Origin of the sequence: Nocardiopsis dassonvillei, from assembly GCF_964273065.1 — a bacterium.
GTDB classification, from domain to species: domain Bacteria; phylum Actinomycetota; class Actinomycetes; order Streptosporangiales; family Streptosporangiaceae; genus Nocardiopsis; species Nocardiopsis dassonvillei_B.
The window spans coordinates 928,433-949,823 of sequence record NZ_OZ186815.1; the positions used below are offsets into that span (position 1 = coordinate 928,433).

A 21,391-nucleotide genomic window follows, 5' to 3' on the forward strand; every position below is an offset into this window, starting at 1 on the left:
TTCGAGGCCCCGCCCGGCGCCGTCGGCCCGGCGCCGTCGGCGGAAGGGCCGGCCTCCCCTCGTGGACGGGAGGAGGCCGACCGGGTCATTCCTCCGGGACGCTGTCGGCGGACCGGTCCCGCCGCGCGCTCCGCCCCCGGTGGAGCAGGACCCCCGCCGCGGCGGCCGCCATGAGCACCGCCAGGGCCAGCGCGACCGGGCCCGCCCCGGTCTGCTGGAGCAGGCGGGAGAGTTCGGCCTGCCAGGCCACCACGGTGCCCACGACCGGGTCGCTGCCGGCCGCACCGGCCAGCACCCGCAGCTCGAACCACCCGTAGTAGGCCACGTAGGCCCCGGCCGGCACGAGCAGCGCCCCGCCCGCCCGGGTCACGTACGGCAGGGCCGACCGCAGCCGGACGGCCACCGACTCACGGGCCAGGGCCACCGCGACGGTCAGGGTGCCCACCACCAGGCCCATCCCCGCGGCGTAGGCCAGGAACACCCCCACCATCCCCAGGGCGCTGGTGGAGCGCAGGGCGCTGGTGGTCAGCGCCAGGAACGGCCCGATGGTGCAGGACAGGGACGCGACGGCGTAGGTGACGCCGTACACCAGCGCCCAGCGCAGCGACCTCACCGGCCGGCCCGGCGAGGGCCGCGGCAGCAGGAAGCCGGCCTTGCGCCCGGCCAGCAGCCACCCGCCCAGCCCCACCAGCAGCAGGCCGATGGCCACGGTCGCCCACGGCAGGTGGCGCTCCAGCGACAGCGCCAGCGGCACCGCCACCAGCCCGAAGAGCGCGAACACGGCGGTGAACCCGGCCGTCACCGCGAGCGTGGTGGCCAGGGCGCGCCCCAGCGGACGCCACCCGCCCGGCGTGTCCCCGTCGGAGGCGACCAGCAGGGCCAGGTAGCCGGGGAGCATGGCGAACCCGCACGGGTTCAGGGCCGCCAGCATGCCCGCCACCAGCGCGATCGCGTACGGCAGCTGGCTCATCCGGCCAGCGGCCCGTCGTTCACGTAGGCGTCCAGGTCCTCGTCGGCCAGGGTGCCCGGCACGGTCTCGAACGTCCCGTCCGGTTCGACGAACGCGAACGCGGGCTGGCCCACGACGCCGAAGTCGGACCAGATGGTGCCGTCCTCGTCCACGATGTGCCGCAGGTGGCCGGTGCCGGTGTCGGAGGCGAAGGCGTGCATGTCCCCGACCTCGCCCAGACCGGCCACGCCGATGAACTCCACCCGTCCGTCGTAGCGCTCGGCGGCCTCGGCGATACCGGCGGCCTCGCCCCGGCACACGCTGCACCACGGCGCCCAGAACCACAGCACCACGGGCTCGCCCGCCAGTTCCGTGGAGGACAGGCCCTCGCCGTCCAGGGTCTGCGCGTCGAACGCGGGCAGCGCCGACTCAACCGCTCCGGCCCCGTTCTCGGATCCGTTCCCGGACCCGGTCTCCGACTCGGTCTGCGTCTGCTCGGCCGCCTCGGGTTCGGGTTCGGGCGGCGATCCGGCTCCGGGCGCGGAGCACGCCGCCAGGCCCAGGGCCGCCACCAGGGCGGCCGCCGCAGCGGGAACACGCGGAATCGTTCTCATCGGCACCTCGAGGTCTCGGTTTCGGGGGGGGAAAGCCACCCAAGGGAACCAGAATGCGTCCCCGCGGTCGACCGGTCCTGGTTCGCGGCCCGCCGGTCGGCGCGCCACAGGCCTTCCCCGTTCGTTCACCACCGGATTCGGAGCAGGGGGGTGCGAGGAGACCCCGTCCGCGACTCCGTGATGCTTTCGTTGCGGAAGCCGTGTCGCCTCCGGCCGGTCCACGCCGGGGCGGGCTCGTCGCCGGACCGACCGCGACGGGCCCCCGGCGGACCGCCGGAAGGCGCACGACGCCCCGTACGCTCCCGGGCGCGCTAGCGTTGCCCGCTACGGGACCGGCACGGAGAGGCCGACTCCGACGTTGGACCTACATACAGCAGACGAGGAGCGCAGAGATGCCCGAAGCGGGTCACATGCAGATCGGCGAGGTCGCCGAGCAGACCGGCCTGTCCCTGCGGACCATCCGCTACTACGGGGAGGTCGGCCTGGTCGAGCCCTCGGCCCGCTCGCGCGGGGGCTTCCGCCTCTACACCCAGGAGGACGTCGACCGGCTGAACCTCATCAAGCGGATGAAGCCGCTGGACTTCAGCCTGGAGGAGACCCGCGACCTGCTGGAGACCCTGGACCGGCTCAACGCCCCCGGGACGGAGCAGGGCGAACGCGAGGAGCTGAGCGGGCGCCTCGACGCCTTCGAGGCCGCCATCGCCGCCCGCTGCGAGGCGCTGCGCGGCCAGCTGGCCATGGCCGAGGAGTTCGCCGGGCGGCTGCGCGAACAGCGGGAGCGCGACAACGCGTCCACGTGAACACTCCGTGGCCGCCCCCGAAGACCACGGTGGGTCGTCCTCCCCGGTCACGGCCCTCGCCCCCACCACAGCCGTGAACCGGATGAATCCCCTGCACCGCGCGGTTGTGACGGTCGCCTCAGTCGCTCTGGGCGACTCGAACCCTAACGTAAGGGTAAGTTCGTTCCAGGCCGTCGTCCGCGCCTGAGCGCGGAACGGCCGCGCGCTTCCCGGTCCGTCCCAGGGACGGGTCCGGGTCCGCGGCGACGGGGCCGCACTCCGGGGCACCACGAGTGCCGCACCGGACCGGGCGTCCGAGCGCACCGCGGCCCTCCGAGCCGCAGGAGCGCCCGTCCGCGCCGTCGCCGAACACCCGACCCGAACACCGCGGTCCTCGTCGTGGGCTGCCCGAAACCTGATGGGTTCCATGAATCTGCTCGCGAAGACCCCCCGGACGCTGAGGTCGAGGATCCCCTCGCCCGCCCAGATCCGCGCCGACGTCCTCGCCGGACTGGTCGTCGCCCTGGCCCTGATCCCCGAGGCCATCGCCTTCTCCCTCATCGCGGGGGTCGACCCCCGGGTGGGCCTGTACGCCTCCTTCGTCATGGCCGTGTCCATCGCCTTCCTGGGCGGGCGCCCGGCGATGATCTCCGCCGCCACCGGCGCCATGGCCCTGGTCGCCGCACCGCTGTCCATCGGGTACGGCGTCGACCACCTCATCGCAGCGACCCTGCTGGCTGGCCTCATCCAGATCGGGTTGGGCCTGGCCGGGGTGGCGAAACTGATGCGGTTCGTGCCGCCCAGCGTGATGACCGGGTTCATCAACGCCCTGGCCATCCTCATCTTCCTGTCCCAGATGCCCTACCTGGCGGACTTCGACGTCCCCGTCTACCTGATGGTCGCCATCGGCCTGGGCATCATCTTCGGCCTGCCGTACCTGACCAGGGTCGTGCCCGCGCCGCTGGTCGCGATCGTCGTGCTCACCGTCGCCACGGTCACCATGGGGATCTCCACCCGGACCGTGGGCGACGAGGGCGAACTGCCCGACGCCTTCCCCGTCCCGCTGGTCCCGGACGTGCCCCTCGACCTGGACACCCTGGTCCTCATCGCGCCCTACTCCCTCACCCTGGCCCTGGTCGGCCTCATGGAGTCGCTGATGACCGCCAAGGTCGTCGACGACCGCACCGAGACCGCCTCGGACCACGGCCGCGAGGCCCGCGGCCAGGGCATCGCCAACATCCTCGTCGGCGTGTTCGGCGGCATGGCCGGGTGCGCGATGATCGGGCAGACCATGATCAACGTCTCCTCCGGCGCCCGCACCCGCATCTCCACCTTCCTGGCGGGCGTGTTCCTGATGATCCTGTGCGTGGGGCTGGGCGACATCGTCGGCCTCATCCCCATGGCGGCCCTGGTCGCGGTGATGATCTTCGTGTCCGCCGTGACCTTCGACTGGCACAGCATCGCCCCGTCCACACTGCGGCGCATGCCCTGGAGCGAGACCCTGGTCATGGTCGTCACCGTGGTCGTCGTCGTGGCCACGCACAACCTGGCGCTGGGCGTGATCGCCGGAGTCGTGGTGTCGATGGTGCTGTTCGCCGGCAGGGCCGCCATGCAGGCCGACGTCACCAGCGTCCTGGACCCCGAGGGCGGCACCCGGGTGTACTCGGTCAGCGGCGAGGTCTTCTTCGCCTCCACCGGCGAGCTGGTCGACCGGTTCGACTACACCGAGCAGGGCCTGGAGAAGGTCGTGGTGGACATGTCGGGGGCCCACGTGTGGGACTCCTCCGCCGTCGCCGCCCTGGACCGCGTGAGCGAGCGCTTCCGCGGCCACGGCGTGGAGGTCGAGGTCACCGGCCTGAACGGGCCCAGCAGCAAGCTGCACAGGGAGCTGTCGGGCTCCCTGCCCGGCGGGCACTGACACCGGCGCCCCGGCGGGCGGGCCCCGGATCGCTCCGGGGCCCGCCCGCTTCCGCGTCCGCCCCCAGGCACTGCTTTCCGGAAGTGGGAGCAGAGCAGGGTCCGCCCTGGCAGGGCGGGTGAGCGTGCCCGGACGCCGTGAATCCACCGATGCCGAGTGGGCCGGAGGGTTCGCGGCCTTCCGCCCGGCAACTCGCCTCAGCGTGTGTGCGCCGATCGGGGCGCTCAGCGGCTCAGTGCTCGCCGTTGGTACCGGGGCGGGGTGCTTGCGCACTCGACCAGGTTGCGATGCAGGGTGGGCGCACGGCGGCCGCCGGGACGCGGGTTCCGCCGGTGTACCCGCATCAACCGGCGACGACACCCCTCCACCCGCGAGGTGGCCGAGAAGATCGTCGACGTCGTCCTGGTCGGCATCCACGCCACCACGCCGTGGGGCCCTGTCGGCTACACGAGCGAATGAAGGGGTGCCCGCCGAGAGCGAGAACCGCCTCCCCCAGCGCCTCGTTCTCGAGGGTGAGCGAGACCTCGAGGGTATGTACTGACAGGTGTCTGCCTCGGGCGGGCATGGTCCGGGATGCTCGTGGCATGACGAGAAAGAGCGTTCCGATCACCGTCTTCGCCCGCACGGCGTCCAGCCCCGCCCACACCCACCGGGCCATCGTGCCGATCGACCTCTCCCAGGTGTTCAAACCATGGGGGCCGTTCCCCGGCGTCGCGGAGGTGCGCGACCAGACCGGCACCTGGGACCGGCCGGGAACCTCGCGCCAGACCTGGTTCACCGACGGCTCCAGGGCCGACGAGCGGCTCACCGAGGTCGTGGACGGGCACGGGTTCGCCTACGAGCTCAGCGGCTTCACCAACGTACTGGCCAAGCTGGTCTCCGGGGTGCGTGGCGAGTGGTCGTTCCTCCCCGACGGCACCGGCACGTCGATCCGGTGGACCTACGACTTCCAGCCGCTGCCCGGCCGCCGCTGGATCGTCGCCGGGCCGTTCAAGCCGCTCTGGACCCGCTACATGCGCGCCGCGCTCGCCCGGATGGTGACCGTGGTGCAGAGCACCCCCGGTGCGATCATGAAGGAGTGAGCGATCTGAGCTTCGGTGCCCTGATGCGTGGCTGGCGCGACCGCCTCGACCCGGCCGATGCCGGCTACTCCCGGTCGGTTCGCCGGCGCGCCCCCGGCCTGCGCCGCGAGGAGCTCGCCGAGCTCGCCGGCCTCTCCCACGAGTACGTGCTGCGGCTGGAGCAGGGCCGGGCCACCAACCCGTCCGCCCAGGTGGTCTCGGCCCTGGCCCGCGCGCTGCGGCTCTCCCCTGCCGAACGCGACCAGCTCTTCCGTGCTGCGGGCCTGCTCGCGCCCCGCGACCAGACCGTCGGCACCCACGTGCCGCCGAGCATCCGCCGCCTCGTCGACCGCCTCGGCGATCTCCCGATCGGCGTGTTCGCCGCTGATTGGAGCCTGCTGTGGTGGAACGACATGTGGACGGCTTTGCACGGCGATCCGTCCGGCCTGCCGCCCGCCGAACGCAACCTCGCCCGCGCCCTCTTCGGCGCGGGCGAGAGCCGCTGGCACCTGCGCCCGGTCACCTCGGCAGCCGGACCGCACGCCTTCGAGACCGCGATCGTCGCGGACCTGCGCGAAACGGTCTCCCGCTACCCGGCCGACGCGGAACTGGCGGAGCTCGTGGACGGCCTGCGGGCGGCCTCGCCCTTCTTCGGCGAGCTGTGGTCCGTGGCGGGCATGGGACAGCTCACCGGCGATCTCAAGACGATCGGCCATCCCCGGCTGGGTGGCATCACTGTGGACTGCGACGTGCTGACCGTGCCCGGCGCCGACCTGCGCATCGTCACCTACACGGCGGCCCCGGGGACCAGCGGCGCCGACCAGCTCGACCTCCTGCGTGCGTCCCGGCTCAGCGAGGCTCGCTGACGACCGGGCCGGCGGGGGACCGGGCCGACGACACCAGCTCGTTCGACAGCACCGGCACCGAGAGCGGGGCGGTGGCGTGGTCCCCCAGGCTGAGGCCATCCACGGTGTTGAGCGTGGTGGCCTCCCACCCGGTCGTTCAGGTCGAGTGCTCCAGGCAAGGATGCGATGAACCGCTTCAACGGCCTTGACCTCAAAAGTACGGCCTCCGCTCATCAGGAGGACGTTCCTACGTCCGGACCAGGAATCCCATGTCGGCGTCCGACGGGCTTGCGCGCGGCGTCGACGATGCCGCTGCGGGAGGGGGCAACGCTTCCCGGAGCACGGGAGCAGACGGCATGCGGACCTCTGGGGTGCCGATACGTACCACCGGAGCGGCAAGCCGACCGAAGTGTGTTTCGCTGATCCGCGCCGCGACCTCTGCCCCGGGGCCGGCCGAGACGGCGGCCTCGTGGGCTACGACGGCCCGCCCGCTCGTGGCAGCGACGACCCGTGCGATCGACTCGTCGTCGAGCGGACGGAGCCCGGACGCGGAAGCTCGGAGCTGTGAGGGTGTGGCGGGCGCCTTCTCCTTCGGGTGCGTCTCAACGAGGTCGGTAGAACTAGTGCAGATGGGCGAACGCGCGTTCCACGCCCCAGCGTTGGGTGCCAGGCCCGGAACACCGCCCCCGCGTACAAGGGGCTGTGCAGGTAACCGGGCGCCAGGGCGGGGGAGGCGGCCTGGACGGGCCGTGCCCGGGTCTCGATGTTCATGAGCGGTCGGCCCACTCCGGGGTGGGCTTGCCGGACTTGGCCATCCGCCACGCGGAGATGATCTTTCCCTCGGCGTCCAGGAGCCGGTCCAGCTGCTGGGCACTGTTTTTCGAACGGGCCGGGTCACGGAGCCGGATCCGGATCGGGGCGACCTGCACGGTCCCGTCGAAGATCAGGCCCGCTCGTCACAGCGGGTCGCGACCGCCCGGCTCTGCTCGAGCAGATCGACGCACCGCTCCACCGTGCCGCGCTCCCGGTAGGCCGACCGGTCCGAGACCGGGGCCCACCGCCCGCCGACCCCTGGCGTTCACGGCGCTCGCACTGGTCACGGGACTGAGGGATGGTCGCTTCGACCCTGCGGCGCCTCAGATGCTCCCGGCCGGCGGCTGCAGTAGGCCTTGCCGCCCAGCACCCGGTCCGGGCGGGTGCGCGGCCGCCCGGTGCGGCGAGGCAGCCGCAGAGCACCCGTCAACGGCTCGAACACCAGGCTGTCCCCGCGCTGGCCCGGGGTCGTGGCCGGCGCCAACGGGCGCCGGTACCGATCGGCGAGCAGGTGGATCTTGGTGGTCGGCCCGCCCCGGGAGCGGCCGAGTGCTTCGGCCCCGCCCGGCGCCCCCCGGACCCGGTCCCCTTTTTCGCCTCCCCGGCGGCGTGCTGAGGGGCCCGCACCGTGGTCGGGTCGACGCCCGCGATGAGCTCTTCGCCGCTGGCGGCGTCGATCCGCAGCCGGTCGGCGATCCTCGGCCAGGTGCCGTCGTTGCACCAGCGGCGGTGGCGTCCGGCGGCGGTCTCCCAGGGCCCGTGGCGTTCGGGCGGGTCCCGCCAGGGGATGCCGGTGCGGGTGCGCGACAGGACCGCGTTGATGATCTTGCGGTGGTCGGCCCACTCCTCGCCCTTGCGGGGGTCGGCGGGCATGAGCGGGGCGGGCAGGGCCCACCCGGCATCGGTGGGTTCACGGCGTCCGGGCACGCTCACCCACCCTGCCAGGGCGGACCCTGCTCTGCTCCCACTCCCGAGAACAGTGCCTAGCGGCGCAGCAGGGCGCGGATCGCGCCGGTGACCTCCTCCGGGGCGGACTCGGCCATGAAGTGGCCGGCGTCCAGGGTGCGGTGCTCCAGGTCGGGGGCCCACTCGCCCCACAGGCCCGCGGCGTCATAGCCGAGCCGGGCGCCCCAGTCCTGCTGGATCACGGTGACGGGCATCGCGAGGGTGCGCCCGGCCGCGCGGTCGGCGCGGTCGTGCTCCAGGTCGATCCCGGCCGAGGCCCGGTAGTCTGCGACGATCGAGGGGACGGCCTCGCGCGAGGCCCGCAGGTACTCGGCCCGGACCTCGACGGGGATCGCCTTCCCGTCGGCGCCCCAGCCGTCGATGAACCCGGCGAAGAAGTCGTCGGCGACCGCGGCGATCATGCGCTCGGGCAGTCCGGGCGGCTGGGCCATGAGGTACAGGTGGAACGCCACGCGGGCGTCGGCGCCGCGCAGCACGCCCCACATGTCCAGGGTCGGCAGGACGTCCAGCGACAGCAGGTGCGTGACGGCGCCGGGGTGGTCGAGCCCGGCGCGGAAGGCGACCAGCGCGCCCCGGTCGTGCCCGGCGAGCGCGAAGCGCTCGTGCCCCAGGGCGGCGGCCAGCGCGACGGTGTCGGCGGCCATCGTGCGCTTGGAGTAGGTGTCGGGACCGGCCTCCGCGGGTTTGCCGCTGGCCCCGTAGCCGCGCAGGTCGGGGCAGATGACGGTGTGGTCGGCGGCCAGGGCCGGGGCCACGTGCCGCCACATGAGGCGGGTCTGCGGGAAGCCGTGGAGCAGGACGACGGCGGGGCCGGAGCCCAGGACCTCGGCGCTGATCCGGACGCCGGGGGCCGTCTCGACGGTGACGGTCTCGGAGCCGGGGATGGTGAGGGACACGGGTGCCCTTTCTCTGTGCGTGGAACCTGACACGGACGAGCATCGCGGGCGCCGATCAGCGTTCGATCAGTGCTGCTAACGTCGCGGTGGTGTGCACATGGGAGCTGCGTGTCCTCGGACCGGTGGGGGTCGTCGCCGGGGACGGGCGGCCGGTCGCCCTGGGCGGTCGGCGCCAGCGCGAACTGCTCTGCCTGCTGCTGATCGCCCGCGGCCGGGTCGTGGGGCTGGAGCGGCTGGTCGACGACCTGTGGCCGGACGATCCGCCGCCGCGCGCCCGGGGGTCGGTCCGCACCTTCGTCTCCGACCTGCGGCGGGCGCTGGAGGTCGACCGGGGACGGCCGCGCGTGCTGGTCACCGAGGGGGCGGGGTACGCGCTGCGGCCGCCCGAGGACGGCGTGGACGTCCGCCGGGTGGAGCGGTGGGTGGAGGAGTCCCGCGACGCCCCGCCGGAGGAGGCGGCGCGGCTGCTGGGCGACGCCCTGGCCCAGTGGCGCGGGGAGCCCTTCGAGGAGTTCGCCGACGCCGGGTGGGCGCAGGGTGAGCGGGCACGGCTGGCGGAGCTTCGCGTCCGGACGGCGGAGAGGCTCGCGCAGGCGCGGCTGGAGACCGGGCGGACCGACGAGGCGGTCGCCGCGCTGCGCGCCCTGGTGGACACCCACCCGTGGCGGGAGGAGGCGTGGCGGCTGCTCGCCCTGGGGCTGTACCGGGGCGGCCGGCGCTCGGACGCCCTGGCGGTGCTGGCCCGGGCCCGCTCCCGGCTGGTCGAGGAGCTGGGGCTGGACCCCGACCCCCGGCTGGCGGAGCTGGAGGTGGGAATCCTGCGCGGCGACCCGGGGCTGCGGGCGCCGTCGTCGACACAGGACGTGTGGTCGAGCGCCACGGCGGCGTACGCGGCGGCCCCCGCGCGCAGCCGGTTGGAGACGACGGCCGCGCTCATCTCGGACCTGGCGGTGTCGGGGGCGGTGGCCGCCGCGTCCGAGCAGCGGCTGGAGGCGATCGCGGCGGCGGAGCGGTTCGGCGACCCGGAGCTGACGGCGCGGGTGATCGGGCGGTTCGACGTTCCGGGGGTGTGGACGCGCTCGGACGACCCGGCGGGCGCGGCGGCGGTCGTGGCCGCGGCGGAGCGGACCCTGGAGCGGCTCGGCGGCGGGAGCCGGGCGGGGCGGGCCCGGCTGCTGGCGACCGTCGCGATGGAGAGCCGGGGGACCGCGGACCGGGGCGCGCAGGCGCGCGAGGCCGAGCGGATCGCCCGGGAGCTGGGGGATCCGCGGCTGCTGTGCTCCGCCCTGGCGGGGCGGCTCATGCAGGAGTTCGGACGCACGGGGCTGGCCCCCGAGCGCCTGGGGCTCGCGGCGGAGATCGTCGGGGTGGCGGTGGACCACGACCTGTCGACCTTCGAGGTCCACGGGCGGATCAGCCGCATGCAGGCGCTCAGCGCGCTGGGGCGGTTCGGGGAGGCGGACGCGGACGCCGCCCGGGTGGACGCCCTGGCCGAGGGGTTCGACCGGCCGCTCGCCAAAGTCTTCACGGCCCTCTACCGCCGAATGCGCAGCGGCGGGCCGCCTGCCGAGGCCGCCGGGGTCCTCGCCCGCTCGGGCATGGCGGGCCTGGCCGGGGGCACCGCCGCCCTCATCGGGGTCACCGCCCTCCCCGAGGGGGAGCCGGTGCCCGACCCGGTTCCGGACCCGGGCCCGTACGCCCCCTGGGTCCGCCCCTGGCTCGCCGCCCGCGCCGGCGACCACGCCCGTGCCCGGGCCCTGCTGGACGCGCTCCCCACTCCCCCGCGCGACCTGCTCCAGGAGGCATTGTGGCTGCTGGCCCTCCAGGCGGCCCTGCGCGCGGGCCACCCCGGGGCGGTGCGCCGTGCCGCGGACGCCCTGCGCCCCGCCGCGGCCGAGCGCGCGGCGGGCAGCGCCGTCGTGGACCTGGGCCCCGTCGCCCCCTGGCTCCACCGCGCCGACGCCGGATGAACCCGGCAGGCGCCCTCCCACCGCCCGCACCGGTGTGCCGTCTCGGCGGCGGCGTGGGGCCGCTCCCGCAGGAGGGGCCGGTGGCGGGAAGGCGACCACCCGCCCCGGCGAGGGCCGGGAGGCCGCCCGGCACGGGAGGAGGGAGGGCTCCCGGGCACCGCGGACCGCCACCGGGCCGCTGGGGGCCGGGCACGCCTCCACCCGGGTCCGGGCCGACCCGACGCTCTGCGCGGCCGGCCCGCCTACCGGGCGCTCCGGTGGACGCCCGGCGGCTCCGCCTCCACGTCCGGGCCGCCATCTCACGGCCGGGGCCCGGCCCGCCCGGCACGGCCGTGGGAGCGGGCCGGGGCGGGGCGGCCGCGGGCCCGGGTCAGAAGCCGATGGGCAGGCCCGCGTAGTTCTCCGCCAGGCCCGTGGCGCCCGCCTCGCTGGTGGCGACCCAGCGCAGCTGGGACAGCTGCAACCGGGTGTCGAAGGGGTCCTCGCCGGTGTGCAGCATCGTGGTCATCCACCAGGAGAAGTGGGTGCACCGCCACACCCGGCGCAGCGCCGTGTCGGAGTAGGCGTCGGCCAGCCGGGTGTCGCCGCCCCGCACCAGGTCGGCCAGGGCCGGGGCGAGCAGTGCCACGTCGGCGACGGCCAGGTTCAGGCCCTTGGCCCCGGTGGGCGGAACGATGTGCGCGGCGTCCCCCGCCAGGAACAGGCGGCCGTCCCGCATCGGCGCCTGCACGTAGGAGCGCATCGGCAGGACGCTCCTGTCGGTGATCGGCCCCGGGGCGAGCTCCCACCCGTCCTGCCCGTGCCCGAGCCGGGCGGCCAGCGCGTCCCAGATCCGGTCGTCGCTCCACTCGTCCGCGGAGGTGCCGTTGGGGACCTGGAGGTAGAACCGGCTGACGGAGGCCGAGCGCATGGAGTGCAGGGCGAACCCGTCGGGGTGCCAGGCGTAGATGAGCTCGTCGGTGGAGGGGGCGACGTCGGCCAGCACCCCCAGCCAGGAATAGGGGTAGACCCGCTCCCAGGTGTCGCGCAGGTCGGCGCCCACGGCCCCCCGGCTGGGCCCGAAGGACCCGTCGCAGCCCGCCACCGCGCGCGCCCGCACCCGGTGCCGGGTGCCGTCGGGGGCGGTGAAGGTGACCGAGGGGGCGTCGGTGCGCAGGTCGTGCGGGGCCACGTCGGCGGACTCGTAGTGCACCTGCTGCCCGGCGGCGGCGCGGGCGGCGATGAGGTCCTTCTGCACCTCGGTCTGCCCGTACACCCACACGCTGCGGCCGGTGAGGTCGACGAAGTCCAGGTGGTGCCGCTCCCCCGGCCACTGCAGGTGGATGCCCCGGTGCTCGTCGCCCTCCGCCTCCAGCCGGTCGGCCAGGCCGGCCGAGCGCAGCAGCTCGACGGTGGAGTGCTCCAGCACCCCGGCGCGGATGCGGGAGGCCACGTACTCCTCCGAGCGGGCCTCGATGACGACGGACTCGACCCCGCGGGCGGCGAGCAGGTGGGAGAGCAGCATGCCGGCGGGTCCGGCGCCGATGATGGCCACGTCGGTGGTGGTGATCTGGGTCATGCCCGCCATTGGACCGCGCCACGGCCCCGAACGCGGAACCGGCCCTTCCGCTCAGCGGAAGAGCACGGGTCACAACTTTCTCGAGATCCCCTGCGCCGCCACCTGGAGCGCCGTGACGAGCCGCCCCCGGTCGCGCTTGAGCGTGGGCACCACGACCGCGATCGCCGCCGCCACCTCCTCGCCGCGCCGCACCGGCACCGCCACCGAGCACGCCCCCAGCGTCATCTCCTCCACGGTGGTCGCGTACCCCTCGCGGCGGACCCGCTCCAGCTGGCGCAGCAGGGCGCCCGGCTGGGTGATCGTGTACGGGGTGATCCGCCGCATCGACCCCAGCACCCGGGAGCGCACGTCCTCGGGGGCGTGCGCCAGCAGCACCTTGCCGACCCCGGTGCAGTACATGGGCAGCGTGGACCCCACGCTGCTGACCACCGGCACCGACGCCCGGCCCGCCATCCGCTCCAGGTACAGCACCTCGTCGCCGTCGCGCACCGCCAGGTGCACGGTGGCCAGGGTGGTGGCGTACACGTCGTGCAGGAAGGGGGAGGCGGCCTCGCGCAGCGTGGTCTGCACCGGCGCCAGCAGCCCGATGTCCCACAGCCGGCGGCCCACCACGTAGGACCCGTCGTCGCGGGCCAGCGCCCCGTGCCGCACCAGCTCGCCGACCAGCCGGTGGACGGTGGGCGGCGGCAGCTGCGCGCGCCGCGCGATGGCCGACAGCGACAGCCGCCGGTGGTGCTCGTCGAAGGCCCCCAGGACCGCCATGACCCGTCCGGCCACGGTCGCCCCGGGCGTACCGGTGTTCCCCGCCATGACGGGCATTCTCCCACCTCCGCCCGTCCGGTGTTCCGCTGAGCGGAAAGGAGGCCTGCACCACTCCCGGCCCCGGCCGTAGCCTCCCGCCATGAACAGCACCCCGGTCCCGGCCTCCGGCCTGGAGCCCCAGTCGGCGCTCAGCGAGGAGATCGCCGCCATCGAGAAGGCCCACCGCGCCCAGGGCGCGGACCGGGCCCAGCCCGCCCTCGACTACCCGCCCTACCGAAGCAGCGCGCTGCGCCACCCCACCAAGGACCTGCACCACGCCGACCCCGAGACCATCGAGCGCTGGGCCCCCTGCTTCGGCGAACGCGACGTGGACCCGCTGGAGGCCGACCTGACCATCGGCGGCACCGGCGAGCCCATCGGCGAGCGCATGGTGGTCACCGGCCGCGTCACCGACGCCCACGGGCGGCCGGTCCGCCGCCAGCTGGTGGAGATCTGGCAGGCCAACGCGGGCGGCCGCTACGTGCACAGGCGCGACCGCCACCCGGCCCCGCTGGACCCCAACTTCACCGGCGCGGGACGGTGCCTGACCGACGACGACGGGTACTACCGGTTCCAGACGATCAAACCGGGGCCCTACCCGTGGCGCAACCACCACAACGCCTGGCGCCCCGCCCACATCCACTTCTCGCTGTTCGGGACCGAGTTCACCCAGCGGCTGGTCACCCAGATGTACTTCCCGGGCGACCCGCTGTTCGCGCTGGACCCGATCATGCAGACCGTCACCGACCCGCGGGACCGGGCGCTGCTCGTGGCGTCCTACGACCACGACGTGACCACCCACGAGTGGGCGACCGGCTACCGGTGGGACATCGTCCTGGGCGGCGCGCGCGGAACGCTCATGGAGAACGAGGAAGGAGACGAGGCGTGACCAGCACCCCCGCGGGGACGCCCCCGCTGCGCACCACCCCCGGCCAGACGGTCGGCCCGTTCTTCCACTACGGCCTGCCCTACGACGGCGACCGCGACCTGGTGCCCCCGGGCTCGGCCGGCGCGGTCCGCCTGTGCGGACGCGTCACCGACGGCGCCGGGAACGGCCTCCAGGACGCCCTGGTGGAGATCTGGCAGGCCCGTCCCGACGGCACCGTCCCGCGCGAGCCCGGTTCGCTGCGCCGCGACGGGTGGACCTTCACCGGGTTCGGGCGCGCCTCCACCGGCCGCGACGGCCGGTACGCGTTCAGCACCCTGGAGCCGGGCCCCACCGAGCCGGGCGCGGCAGCGTTCTTCGCCGTCACCGTGTTCGGCCGCGGCCTGACGGACCGGCTGTTCACCCGCGCCTACCTGCCCGACGACGCCGCCGCGCTGGCGGCCGACCCGCTGCTGGCCTCCCTGCCCGCCGGACGCCGCTCCACCCTCGTCGCCCACCGCGACGCGCGGGGGCTGGTGTTCGACATCCGCCTCCAAGGCGAGGGCGAGACCGTGTTCCTCGACCTGGGCGGGTACCGGACGCGATGACCGACCTGTTCTGGCCCGGCGACGAGCGCGCCGGGGACCTGTTCACCGAGGACGCCTGGCTGGCGGCCATGGTCGCCGTCGAGCAGGCCTGGCTGGACGCGCTGGCCGGGGCGGGTGCCGCCCCGGCCTCCGCCGACCTCACCGGCCTGGCCGGGCCCGGCGACCTGCCCGCCCTGGCCCGTGCCGCGGAGGGCGGCGGCAACCCCGTCATCGCCCTGGTGGGGCTGCTGCGCGAACGCGCCGACGGCCCCGCCGCCCCCTGGGTGCACCGGGGCCTGACCAGCCAGGACGTGGTGGACACCGCCCTGGTGCTGTGCGCCCGCGACACCGTCGACCGGGTGCGCGGGGACCTGCGCGGCCAGGTCGGGGCCCTGGCCGCTCTGGCCCGCGCCCACCGGGGCACGGTGATGGCGGGGCGCACCCTGACCCAGCACGCCGTGCCCACGACCTTCGGGCTCAAGGCCGCCGGGTGGCTGGGCGGGGTCCTGGACGCCGCCGGCGCCCTGGACCGGCTGCGGTTCCCCGTGCAGGTCGGCGGTGCCGCCGGGACCCGCTCGGCCGCCGTCGACCTGCTGCGCGCCCGAGGCGCCGCGGACCCGGTCGCCGCCGCGTCGGCGCTGGTCGCGGACACCGCGCACCGGCTGGGCCTGGAGGCGGCCCCGCCCTGGCACACCTCGCGCGGCACCGTCACCGCCCTGGGCGACGCCCTGGTGGCCTGCACCGACGCCTGGGGGCGCCTGGCCGCCGACACCGCCACCCTGTCCCGGCCCGAGATCGCCGAGGTCACCGAACCCGCCGCCGACGGGCGCGGCGGCTCCTCGACCATGCCGCACAAGCGCAACCCGGTGCTGTCGGTGCTGGTCCGGCGGGCGGCCGTGGCCGCTCCCCCGCTGGCCTCGACCCTGCACCTGGCGTCGGCGCTCGCCGTGGACGAGCGCCCCGACGGGGCCTGGCACACCGAGTGGGCGACCCTGCGCACCCTGGCCCGCCGCACCGCCACCGCGGCCTCCCAGACCCGGGAGCTGCTGGCGGGACTGGTGGTGGACGCCGACCGGATGGCGGCCACGGCGGCCCGCGCCCGGGAGGAGCTGACCGCCGAGGCCCGCGCCGTCGCCGCGTTCACCGGCACCGAACCCGCGGAGGGGACGCCGCCCCCGGGGGCGGCCGACGCCCTCGTCGACACCGTCCTGGACCGCGCCGACCGTTTCCTGGAGACCGATTCATGACCATCCCGCGCATCACCGGAGCCGAACTCGCCGGGGGCCCCGACCGGCCGCTGCTGCTCGTGGGCCCCTCCCTGGGCACCTCGGCGGCGGCGCTGTGGTCGTCCACCGCCGACCGGCTCGGCGACGCCTTCCACGTCGTGGGCTGGGACCTGCCCGGGCACGGCGGCGCCCCGTCCGCGGACGGGCCGTTCACCATGGCGGAGCTCGCCCGGGGGGTGCTGGCGTTCGCCCGGGGCGTCACCGCCGCCCGTGCCGGGCGGGACGGCGGAGGCGGGGGCGCCGACCGCTCCTTCTTCTACGCGGGCGACTCCGTCGGCGGGGCCGTGGGCCTGCAGCTGCTGCTGGACTCCCCCGAGGCGGTCCGGGCGGCGGCGCTGCTGTGCACGGGGGCGCGCATCGGCGAACCCGCGGGGTGGCGCGAACGGGCCGCGACGGTCCGCGCCTCGGGCACCCCGGCAGTGGTGGAGGGGTCGGCGAAGCGGTGGTTCGCCCCCGGCTTCGTGGAGCGCGAGCCGGCGACCGCCGCCGCCCTGCTGCACGTCCTCCAGGACGCCGACCCCGAGGGCTACGCGCTGACCTGCGAGGCCCTGGCGGGGTTCGACGTGCGCGACCGGCTCGGCGAGGTCACCGCGCCGGTGCTCGCCGTGGCGGGCTCCGAGGACGGGCCCACCCCGCCCGCATCGCTGGAGCTCGTCGCCCGCGGGGTGCGCCGGGGCCGCGCCGAGGTCCTGGACGGGGTGGCCCACCTGGCCCCGGCCGAGGCCCCCGACCGGGTCGCCGCCCTGCTGCGCGGGCACTTCGCCGACCCGGGCGCGCTGACCCAGGAGCAGGTGCGCGGGGCGGGCATGGCGGTGCGCCGCGAGGTGCTGGGCGACGCCCACGTGGACCGGGCGGTCGCCGCGACCACGGACTTCACCGCCGACTTCCAGGAGTTCATCACCCGCTACGCCTGGGGCACCGTGTGGACCCGGCCGGGCCTGGACCGGCGCAGCCGGTCCATGGTCACCCTGACGGCGCTCATCGCCCGCGGCCACCACGAGGAGCTGGCCATGCACGTGCGGGCGGCGCTGCGCAACGGGCTGACCGTGGAGGAGATCAGGGAGGTCGTGCTGCAGAGCGCGATCTACTGCGGTGTCCCCGACGCCAACTCGGCGTTCCGCGTCGCCCAGGGGGTCCTGGCCGAGGAGGGCCGCGCCTGAGGACCGCCGACCGCGGTGTTCCCGCGCGGCGCGGACGAGCGGATAATGGCCGTTCCGAGAACGGGAAGGCGGCGCGGGCATGGGACTGGGAAAGTGGCTCGGGAAGAGGTTCGGCGGGGGCGGGGAACCCCCTGCCCACGGTTCCCCGCAGGAGCTCGCCGAGCTGGAACGGCGGGAGCTGGCGGCCGTGCAGCGCGAGTGCGACAGGATCCACGCCGGCCTCGTGGAGATGTACTCCCTGCTGCCCGCCGACCGCCGGCCCGACCTCGCCCCGGAGCCGCCGAGGTTCGCGAGCCGCGAGGAGGCCCAGGCGTACATGGAACGGATGCGGACCCTGCTGAAGCGGCGCTGAGGCCCCGCGGGAGCGGCCCGGCCTCGCACGGGGGACCGTTCACACCCCGCCGGACCGGGCCGTGCGGAGACGGCGGGCGGAGCGGGCGGCCGGAAAGGCCGCCCTCGCCCGCCGGGCCCCGGCGGTGCTCCGGGGCCCGCCCCCGCCCGCGGCTCAGAGCAGTTCGCGCAGGGTGTCGGCGATCGGCGTGGTCGGGCGCCCGGTCAGGCGGCGCAGGCCGCCGGTGGGCTCGTCCAGGGCACCGTCGCGGATGTTCCCGTCCAGGGCCGCCGCGAACCCGGCCGTGCCCTCGTCCAGGCCCGCCTCGACCAGGGCGGCGACGTGCTCGGCGGTGGACAGGTCCTTGTAGACGACGTCCCGGCCCAGCACCTCCGAGAGGGTCCCGGCGAGCTCGTCGTAGGTCCAGGCGGTGTCGCCGGTGAGCTCGTACACGGCGTCCGCGTGGGCGGCCGGGTCGGCCAGGACCGTGGCGGCGGCCGCCGCGAAGTCGCGGCGGGCGGCGCTGGGCACCCGGCCCCGCCCCGCGCTGCCGATGAACACGCCGTGGTCGCGGGCCTGGTGCAGCGTCGCCGCGTAGTTCTCGTTGTACCAGTTGTTGCGCAGGACGGTGCGGGTGATGCCCGAGCCCGCCAGCATCTCCTCGGTGGCCCTGTGGTCGGGGGCCAGTACCAGCGGGGTGTCGTCGGCCCCGGGGGCGCTGGTGTAGACGATGTGACCGATCCCGGCGGCGGACGCGGCCTCGATCGCGGCCCGGTGCTGGGGCACCCGGCGGCCCGGCTCGCCGGTGGAGATCAGCAGCAGGGTGTCGGCCCCCGCGAAGGCGGGTTCCAGGGTGGCGGGCTCGTCGAGGTCGATGCGCGCCGTGCGCACCCCCCGGTCCGCAAGCGCGGCGAGGCGGTCGGTGTCGCGGCCCGTCGCGACGATCTCCGCGGCCGGGGTCCCCCGCTCCAGCAGCTCCTCCACGACGAGACGGCCCAGGTGGCCGGTGGCACCCACGATGACGACGGACATGAGCGATGGTCCTTCCCTTGTGGGCCGGGACCTCCCCGGCCACTGCCACGCGTCAACCGCGCAGGTGGGGGGCACATTCCAGATGGCGTGTACCCACCTTTTTGTCAGGTACCCACCTTTGTGTGAGCCAACAGCTCAGGGCGTTGCGGGGTCCGCTACTCCTTCTCGCCGGAGTCGTCGCCGTTGCCCGGCCGCCCGCCCGCTGGACCGTCCGCCGACCCGCCCGCGGACTCGTCCCCGGCCCCGCCCGCGGCCTCCGAGGCGGTGGCCCCGCCCTCCCCCGGCGGCGGCTCCTCCGCCTCGCTCAGCAGCGGGTGCCCGGCCACCTCGTAGCGCCGGATGTAGCTCCCCAGGAACGCCTGGAGGCTCGCCCCCATCGGGAGTGCGAGCAGCGCGCCCGGCGCCCCCATGATCGCCACACCCGCCAGGACCGACCCGAAGGCCACCGCCGGGTGCATGTCCAGCGTTCTGGCGGTGATGCGCGGCTGGAGCACGTAGTTCTCGAACTGCTGGTAGACGACCACGAACACCAGCACCCACAGCGCCGCCCAGGGCCCCTGCAGCAGCGCCACCAGCACCGGCACGAGCCCGCCGATGTAGGTGCCGACGGTGGGGATGAACTGCGACAGCACCCCCACCCACAGGGCCAGCGCGAACGCGAACGGCACGTCCAGCGCCACCAGCACCAGGTAGTGCGCGACCGCCGAGACCAGGGCCAGCAGCGCACGCGAGTACAGGTAACCGCCGGTCTTCTCGATCGCGATCTCCCAGGCCCGCAGCACCTCGCGCTGGGTCCGCGGCGGCAGCACCGAGCAGATCACCCGCCGGAAGCGGGGGCCGTCCGAGCACAGGTAGAACGTGAACAGCGCGATCGCCAGCGCGTTGAAGAGCAGTCCCAGCAGGGTCGTGCCCGCCCCCAGCGCGTTGTCGGCGATCCGGGAGGCGTACTGCTGGACCACCCCGCTGGCACTGGTGACCTGCTCCATCAGGGTGGTCGGCGAGTAGTCGGTACCGAAGGAGGCGTTGGCCCACACCAGCCCCGCCCGCAGCATCCGCGGCGTCTCGGCGGCCAGGGCCAGCACCTGCCCGATCAGCATGGAGCCGAGCATGCTCAGGAACACCCCGGTCGCCAGCACCACCAGGAACATGACCGCTCCGGTGGCCGGGCCGCGGGGCCAGCCGCGCCGGTGCAGCCAGTTGACGGCGGGCTCCAGGGCCAGTGCCAGGAACAGGGAGATCAGCAGCAGGACGATGAGCCCCTGCAGCTGGAGGAACAGCCACAGGGCCACACCGAAGGCCGTGACGGTCCACATCACCATCAGGACCGCCCGGGGCAGCCACGGGGGCATGCCCGCCCTGCGGTCGGTGCTCGGGTCCTGGGGCGCCGGGGTGTTCGTCTGCAAGCCGGGGTTTCCTTCTCTGTGCGGCCCGCAGCCGGACTGCGCCGCGGGTCCGGGACTGTTCCCGCCTACCGGACGATAGCCGCACCCGGGACCTGCGGGGGCCGCGCCGCACGGCCCGGCCCGCGGCCGGCCTGCGGGTAGGTTGGAGGACGTGAGCATTGCACGGGGTTCTCCGCAGGGCGAGGTGTTCAGCGCCGACTGCCCGTCCCGCCGCGTCCTGGGCGAGGTGACCTCCAAGTGGGGCGTCCTGGTCCTGGTGGCCCTGGACGGGGGTCCGATGCGCTGGAGCGAGCTGCTGCGCCGCATCGGGGGCGTCAGCGAGAAGATGCTCGCCCGCACCCTGCGCGCCTTCGAGGCCGAGGGCCTGGTGCTGCGCGACGCCCGCCCGGTGGTCCCCCCGCACGTGGAGTACAGCCTCACCGAGGCCGGGCGCGAGGTCACCGCCCGCCTCGTCCCGCTGGTCGCCTGGGCCGAGGAGCACGCCGCCCGGCCCCGGCCCGCCGCCGGGCCGGACGGGTCCGGCTGAGCCCTCCGCCACACCTTCGCCCCGGCACCGTTCGCAGCCGCGGAATAGGGCAGACTCCTTCCCAGAGGGTGAAGCCGAGGAGAGAGGTGCGCGATGGGCGACGAGCAGGGGCACGCACCCGCGGTGGTGGCGGGTGTCGACGGTTCCCCCGAGGCGCGGTCGGCGCTGGCCTGGGCGGCGGCCGAGGCCGAGCGCCGGGGCCTGCCGCTGAAGGTGGTGCACGCCCTGTCGATGCCGGTGGTGGTGAGCGTCTACGCGGGCCGCACCCGCTTCCCCCCGAGTGAGGAGATCTCCGAGCAGGGGCGGCGCATCCTGGCGCAGGAGGCGGAGTACGCCCGCGGGCTGCGCCCCGGCCTGGAGGTCCTCACCGAGCTGGCCCTGGAGGAGCCACCGGTGGCGCTGCTGCGCCGCACCGGGCCCGGCGACGTGATCGTCGTGGGCTCGCGCGGTTTCGGCCCGGTGCGCACCGCCCTGGCCGGCGCCGCGGGGGTCCGCCTGGCCTCCCGCGCCGTCTGCCCCGTCGCGGTGGTGCCCGTCCCCGCCGGGATCATGGACCCCGTGGAGCCCCGCACCCCCCGCAGGATCGTGGTCGGCGTGGACGGGTCCATGGACTCCCAGCGCGCCCTGGACTTCGCCCTGCACGAGGCGGCCCGCATCGAGGGGGCCACCGTGACGGTCGTCAACAGCTGGGAGGCGCCCACCCCGTTCGCCTCCCAGGCCCTCATCGCCTCGGGGTGGACGCCGCCCGAGGACTTCCTGGACCGGCAGTCGGAGGAGATCGTCGCCGGGGTGCTGGCGGAGGTTATGGACGAGGAGGTCGAGGACGTCGACATCTCCGTGGTGCGCACCCGCAAGGACCCGGTCACGGCCCTGGTCGAGGCGGGCGCCGAGGCCGACCTGATCGTGGTCGGGTCCCGCGGTCGCGGCGGGGTGAGCGGCCTGTTCCTGGGGTCGGTCAGCCAGGGCGTCCTGCACAGCGCCGCCGTCCCGGTCGTGGTCCTGCCCCACCACACCGAGTCCGAGCGGTGAGC

At 75.2% G+C, this 21,391-nt stretch carries 21 protein-coding genes and 1 pseudogene; 13 read left to right on the top strand and 9 right to left on the bottom strand.

Features of this window, described 5'->3' with window-relative positions; translation table 11 throughout:
- Positions 1 to 85: 85 nt before the first annotated feature.
- Positions 86 to 970: a cytochrome c biogenesis CcdA family protein gene (locus ACSUPR_RS04430; RefSeq protein WP_436889633.1), complete on the bottom strand. Its 885-nt coding sequence runs from the start codon at positions 968 to 970 to the stop codon at positions 86 to 88.
- Complete coding sequence (locus ACSUPR_RS04435; RefSeq protein ID WP_436889634.1) at positions 967 to 1,563, bottom strand: redoxin domain-containing protein; 597 nt, start codon at positions 1,561 to 1,563, stop codon at positions 967 to 969. The genes ACSUPR_RS04430 and ACSUPR_RS04435 overlap by 4 nt, the downstream gene beginning before the upstream one ends.
- Before the next feature lie 392 nt (positions 1,564 to 1,955).
- Here ACSUPR_RS04435 and ACSUPR_RS04440 point away from each other — a divergent pair, with 392 nt between their 5' ends.
- The 5 genes from ACSUPR_RS04440 to ACSUPR_RS04460 all read left to right on the top strand — a co-directional run bounded on the left by ACSUPR_RS04440 (position 1,956) and on the right by ACSUPR_RS04460 (position 6,187).
- Positions 1,956 to 2,363, top strand: coding sequence for a MerR family transcriptional regulator (locus ACSUPR_RS04440; protein WP_436889635.1), 408 nt, complete (start codon positions 1,956 to 1,958; stop codon positions 2,361 to 2,363).
- A gap of 397 nt (positions 2,364 to 2,760) precedes the next feature.
- Positions 2,761 to 4,260, top strand: coding sequence for a SulP family inorganic anion transporter (locus tag ACSUPR_RS04445; RefSeq protein WP_436889636.1), 1,500 nt, complete (start codon positions 2,761 to 2,763; stop codon positions 4,258 to 4,260).
- Between the two features lie 294 nt (positions 4,261 to 4,554).
- Complete coding sequence (locus ACSUPR_RS04450; protein WP_436889637.1) at positions 4,555 to 4,719, top strand: hypothetical protein; 165 nt, start codon at positions 4,555 to 4,557, stop codon at positions 4,717 to 4,719.
- A gap of 125 nt (positions 4,720 to 4,844) precedes the next feature.
- Entirely contained in the window at positions 4,845 to 5,342 is a 498-nt protein-coding gene (locus tag ACSUPR_RS04455; RefSeq protein WP_436889638.1) for an SRPBCC family protein, read from the top strand.
- Positions 5,339 to 6,187: a helix-turn-helix domain-containing protein gene (locus tag ACSUPR_RS04460; protein ID WP_436889639.1), complete on the top strand. Its 849-nt coding sequence runs from the start codon at positions 5,339 to 5,341 to the stop codon at positions 6,185 to 6,187. The genes ACSUPR_RS04455 and ACSUPR_RS04460 overlap by 4 nt, the downstream gene beginning before the upstream one ends.
- Positions 6,188 to 6,413: 226 nt before the next feature.
- Here ACSUPR_RS04460 and ACSUPR_RS04465 read toward each other — a convergent pair whose 3' ends face one another.
- From ACSUPR_RS04465 to ACSUPR_RS04475, 3 genes and pseudogenes are all read right to left on the bottom strand, one after another.
- On the bottom strand, positions 6,414 to 7,064 hold the full coding sequence (locus ACSUPR_RS04465) for a transketolase C-terminal domain-containing protein (RefSeq protein ID WP_436889640.1): 651 nt from the start codon (positions 7,062 to 7,064) through the stop codon (positions 6,414 to 6,416).
- Positions 7,063 to 7,852: pseudogene (locus ACSUPR_RS04470) on the bottom strand (IS5 family transposase); the annotation flags it as partial. The gene ACSUPR_RS04465 and the pseudogene ACSUPR_RS04470, both read right to left, overlap by 2 nt.
- A 110-nt stretch (positions 7,853 to 7,962) precedes the next feature.
- Positions 7,963 to 8,841, bottom strand: a complete 879-nt coding sequence (locus ACSUPR_RS04475; protein ID WP_436889641.1) for an alpha/beta fold hydrolase — start codon at positions 8,839 to 8,841, stop codon at positions 7,963 to 7,965.
- An 89-nt stretch (positions 8,842 to 8,930) separates the two neighbouring features.
- Here ACSUPR_RS04475 and ACSUPR_RS04480 point away from each other — a divergent pair, with 89 nt between their 5' ends.
- Complete coding sequence (locus tag ACSUPR_RS04480) at positions 8,931 to 10,811, top strand: BTAD domain-containing putative transcriptional regulator (RefSeq protein ID WP_436889642.1); 1,881 nt, start codon at positions 8,931 to 8,933, stop codon at positions 10,809 to 10,811.
- 370 nt (positions 10,812 to 11,181) lie between these two features.
- On the opposite strand, the gene ACSUPR_RS04485 is transcribed toward ACSUPR_RS04480, so the two are convergent.
- Positions 11,182 to 12,369 (bottom strand): 4-hydroxybenzoate 3-monooxygenase, encoded by a 1,188-nt coding sequence (locus ACSUPR_RS04485; RefSeq protein WP_436889643.1) that lies wholly within the window; start codon positions 12,367 to 12,369, stop codon positions 11,182 to 11,184.
- A 69-nt stretch (positions 12,370 to 12,438) separates the two neighbouring features.
- Positions 12,439 to 13,179 (bottom strand): IclR family transcriptional regulator, encoded by a 741-nt coding sequence (locus ACSUPR_RS04490; RefSeq protein ID WP_436889644.1) that lies wholly within the window; start codon positions 13,177 to 13,179, stop codon positions 12,439 to 12,441.
- Positions 13,180 to 13,270: 91 nt separating this feature from the next.
- Between ACSUPR_RS04490 and pcaH the strand changes: the two genes are divergently transcribed.
- The 5 genes from pcaH (at position 13,271) to ACSUPR_RS04515 (ending at position 17,420) form a co-directional block, all read left to right on the top strand.
- Positions 13,271 to 14,059, top strand: coding sequence for a protocatechuate 3,4-dioxygenase subunit beta (gene pcaH, locus ACSUPR_RS04495; RefSeq protein WP_436889645.1), 789 nt, complete (start codon positions 13,271 to 13,273; stop codon positions 14,057 to 14,059).
- On the top strand, positions 14,056 to 14,643 hold the full coding sequence (pcaG, locus tag ACSUPR_RS04500; protein WP_436889646.1) for a protocatechuate 3,4-dioxygenase subunit alpha: 588 nt from the start codon (positions 14,056 to 14,058) through the stop codon (positions 14,641 to 14,643). The genes pcaH and pcaG overlap by 4 nt, the downstream gene beginning before the upstream one ends.
- Positions 14,640 to 15,869, top strand: coding sequence for a lyase family protein (locus ACSUPR_RS04505; RefSeq protein ID WP_436889647.1), 1,230 nt, complete (start codon positions 14,640 to 14,642; stop codon positions 15,867 to 15,869). The genes pcaG and ACSUPR_RS04505 overlap by 4 nt, the downstream gene beginning before the upstream one ends.
- On the top strand, positions 15,866 to 17,068 hold the full coding sequence (gene pcaDC, locus ACSUPR_RS04510) for a bifunctional 3-oxoadipate enol-lactonase/4-carboxymuconolactone decarboxylase PcaDC (RefSeq protein ID WP_436889648.1): 1,203 nt from the start codon (positions 15,866 to 15,868) through the stop codon (positions 17,066 to 17,068). Before ACSUPR_RS04505 ends, pcaDC begins: the two co-directional genes overlap by 4 nt.
- A 79-nt stretch (positions 17,069 to 17,147) precedes the next feature.
- On the top strand, positions 17,148 to 17,420 hold the full coding sequence (locus ACSUPR_RS04515) for a hypothetical protein (protein ID WP_436889649.1): 273 nt from the start codon (positions 17,148 to 17,150) through the stop codon (positions 17,418 to 17,420).
- 153 nt (positions 17,421 to 17,573) lie between these two features.
- On the opposite strand, the gene ACSUPR_RS04520 is transcribed toward ACSUPR_RS04515, so the two are convergent.
- Together ACSUPR_RS04520 and ACSUPR_RS04525 are read right to left on the bottom strand one after the other, a co-directional pair.
- Positions 17,574 to 18,431 (bottom strand): SDR family oxidoreductase, encoded by an 858-nt coding sequence (locus ACSUPR_RS04520; RefSeq protein ID WP_436889650.1) that lies wholly within the window; start codon positions 18,429 to 18,431, stop codon positions 17,574 to 17,576.
- 155 nt (positions 18,432 to 18,586) lie between these two features.
- A complete protein-coding gene (locus tag ACSUPR_RS04525; protein ID WP_436891868.1) occupies positions 18,587 to 19,780 on the bottom strand; it encodes an AI-2E family transporter in 1,194 nt (397 codons plus the stop codon).
- Positions 19,781 to 19,985: 205 nt separating this feature from the next.
- Here ACSUPR_RS04525 and ACSUPR_RS04530 point away from each other — a divergent pair, with 205 nt between their 5' ends.
- Entirely contained in the window at positions 19,986 to 20,360 is a 375-nt protein-coding gene (locus tag ACSUPR_RS04530; RefSeq protein ID WP_436889651.1) for a winged helix-turn-helix transcriptional regulator, read from the top strand.
- Positions 20,361 to 20,453: 93 nt separating this feature from the next.
- Positions 20,454 to 21,389, top strand: a complete 936-nt coding sequence (locus ACSUPR_RS04535; RefSeq protein WP_436889652.1) for a universal stress protein — start codon at positions 20,454 to 20,456, stop codon at positions 21,387 to 21,389.
- The last annotated feature ends 2 nt before the right edge of the window (positions 21,390 to 21,391 follow it).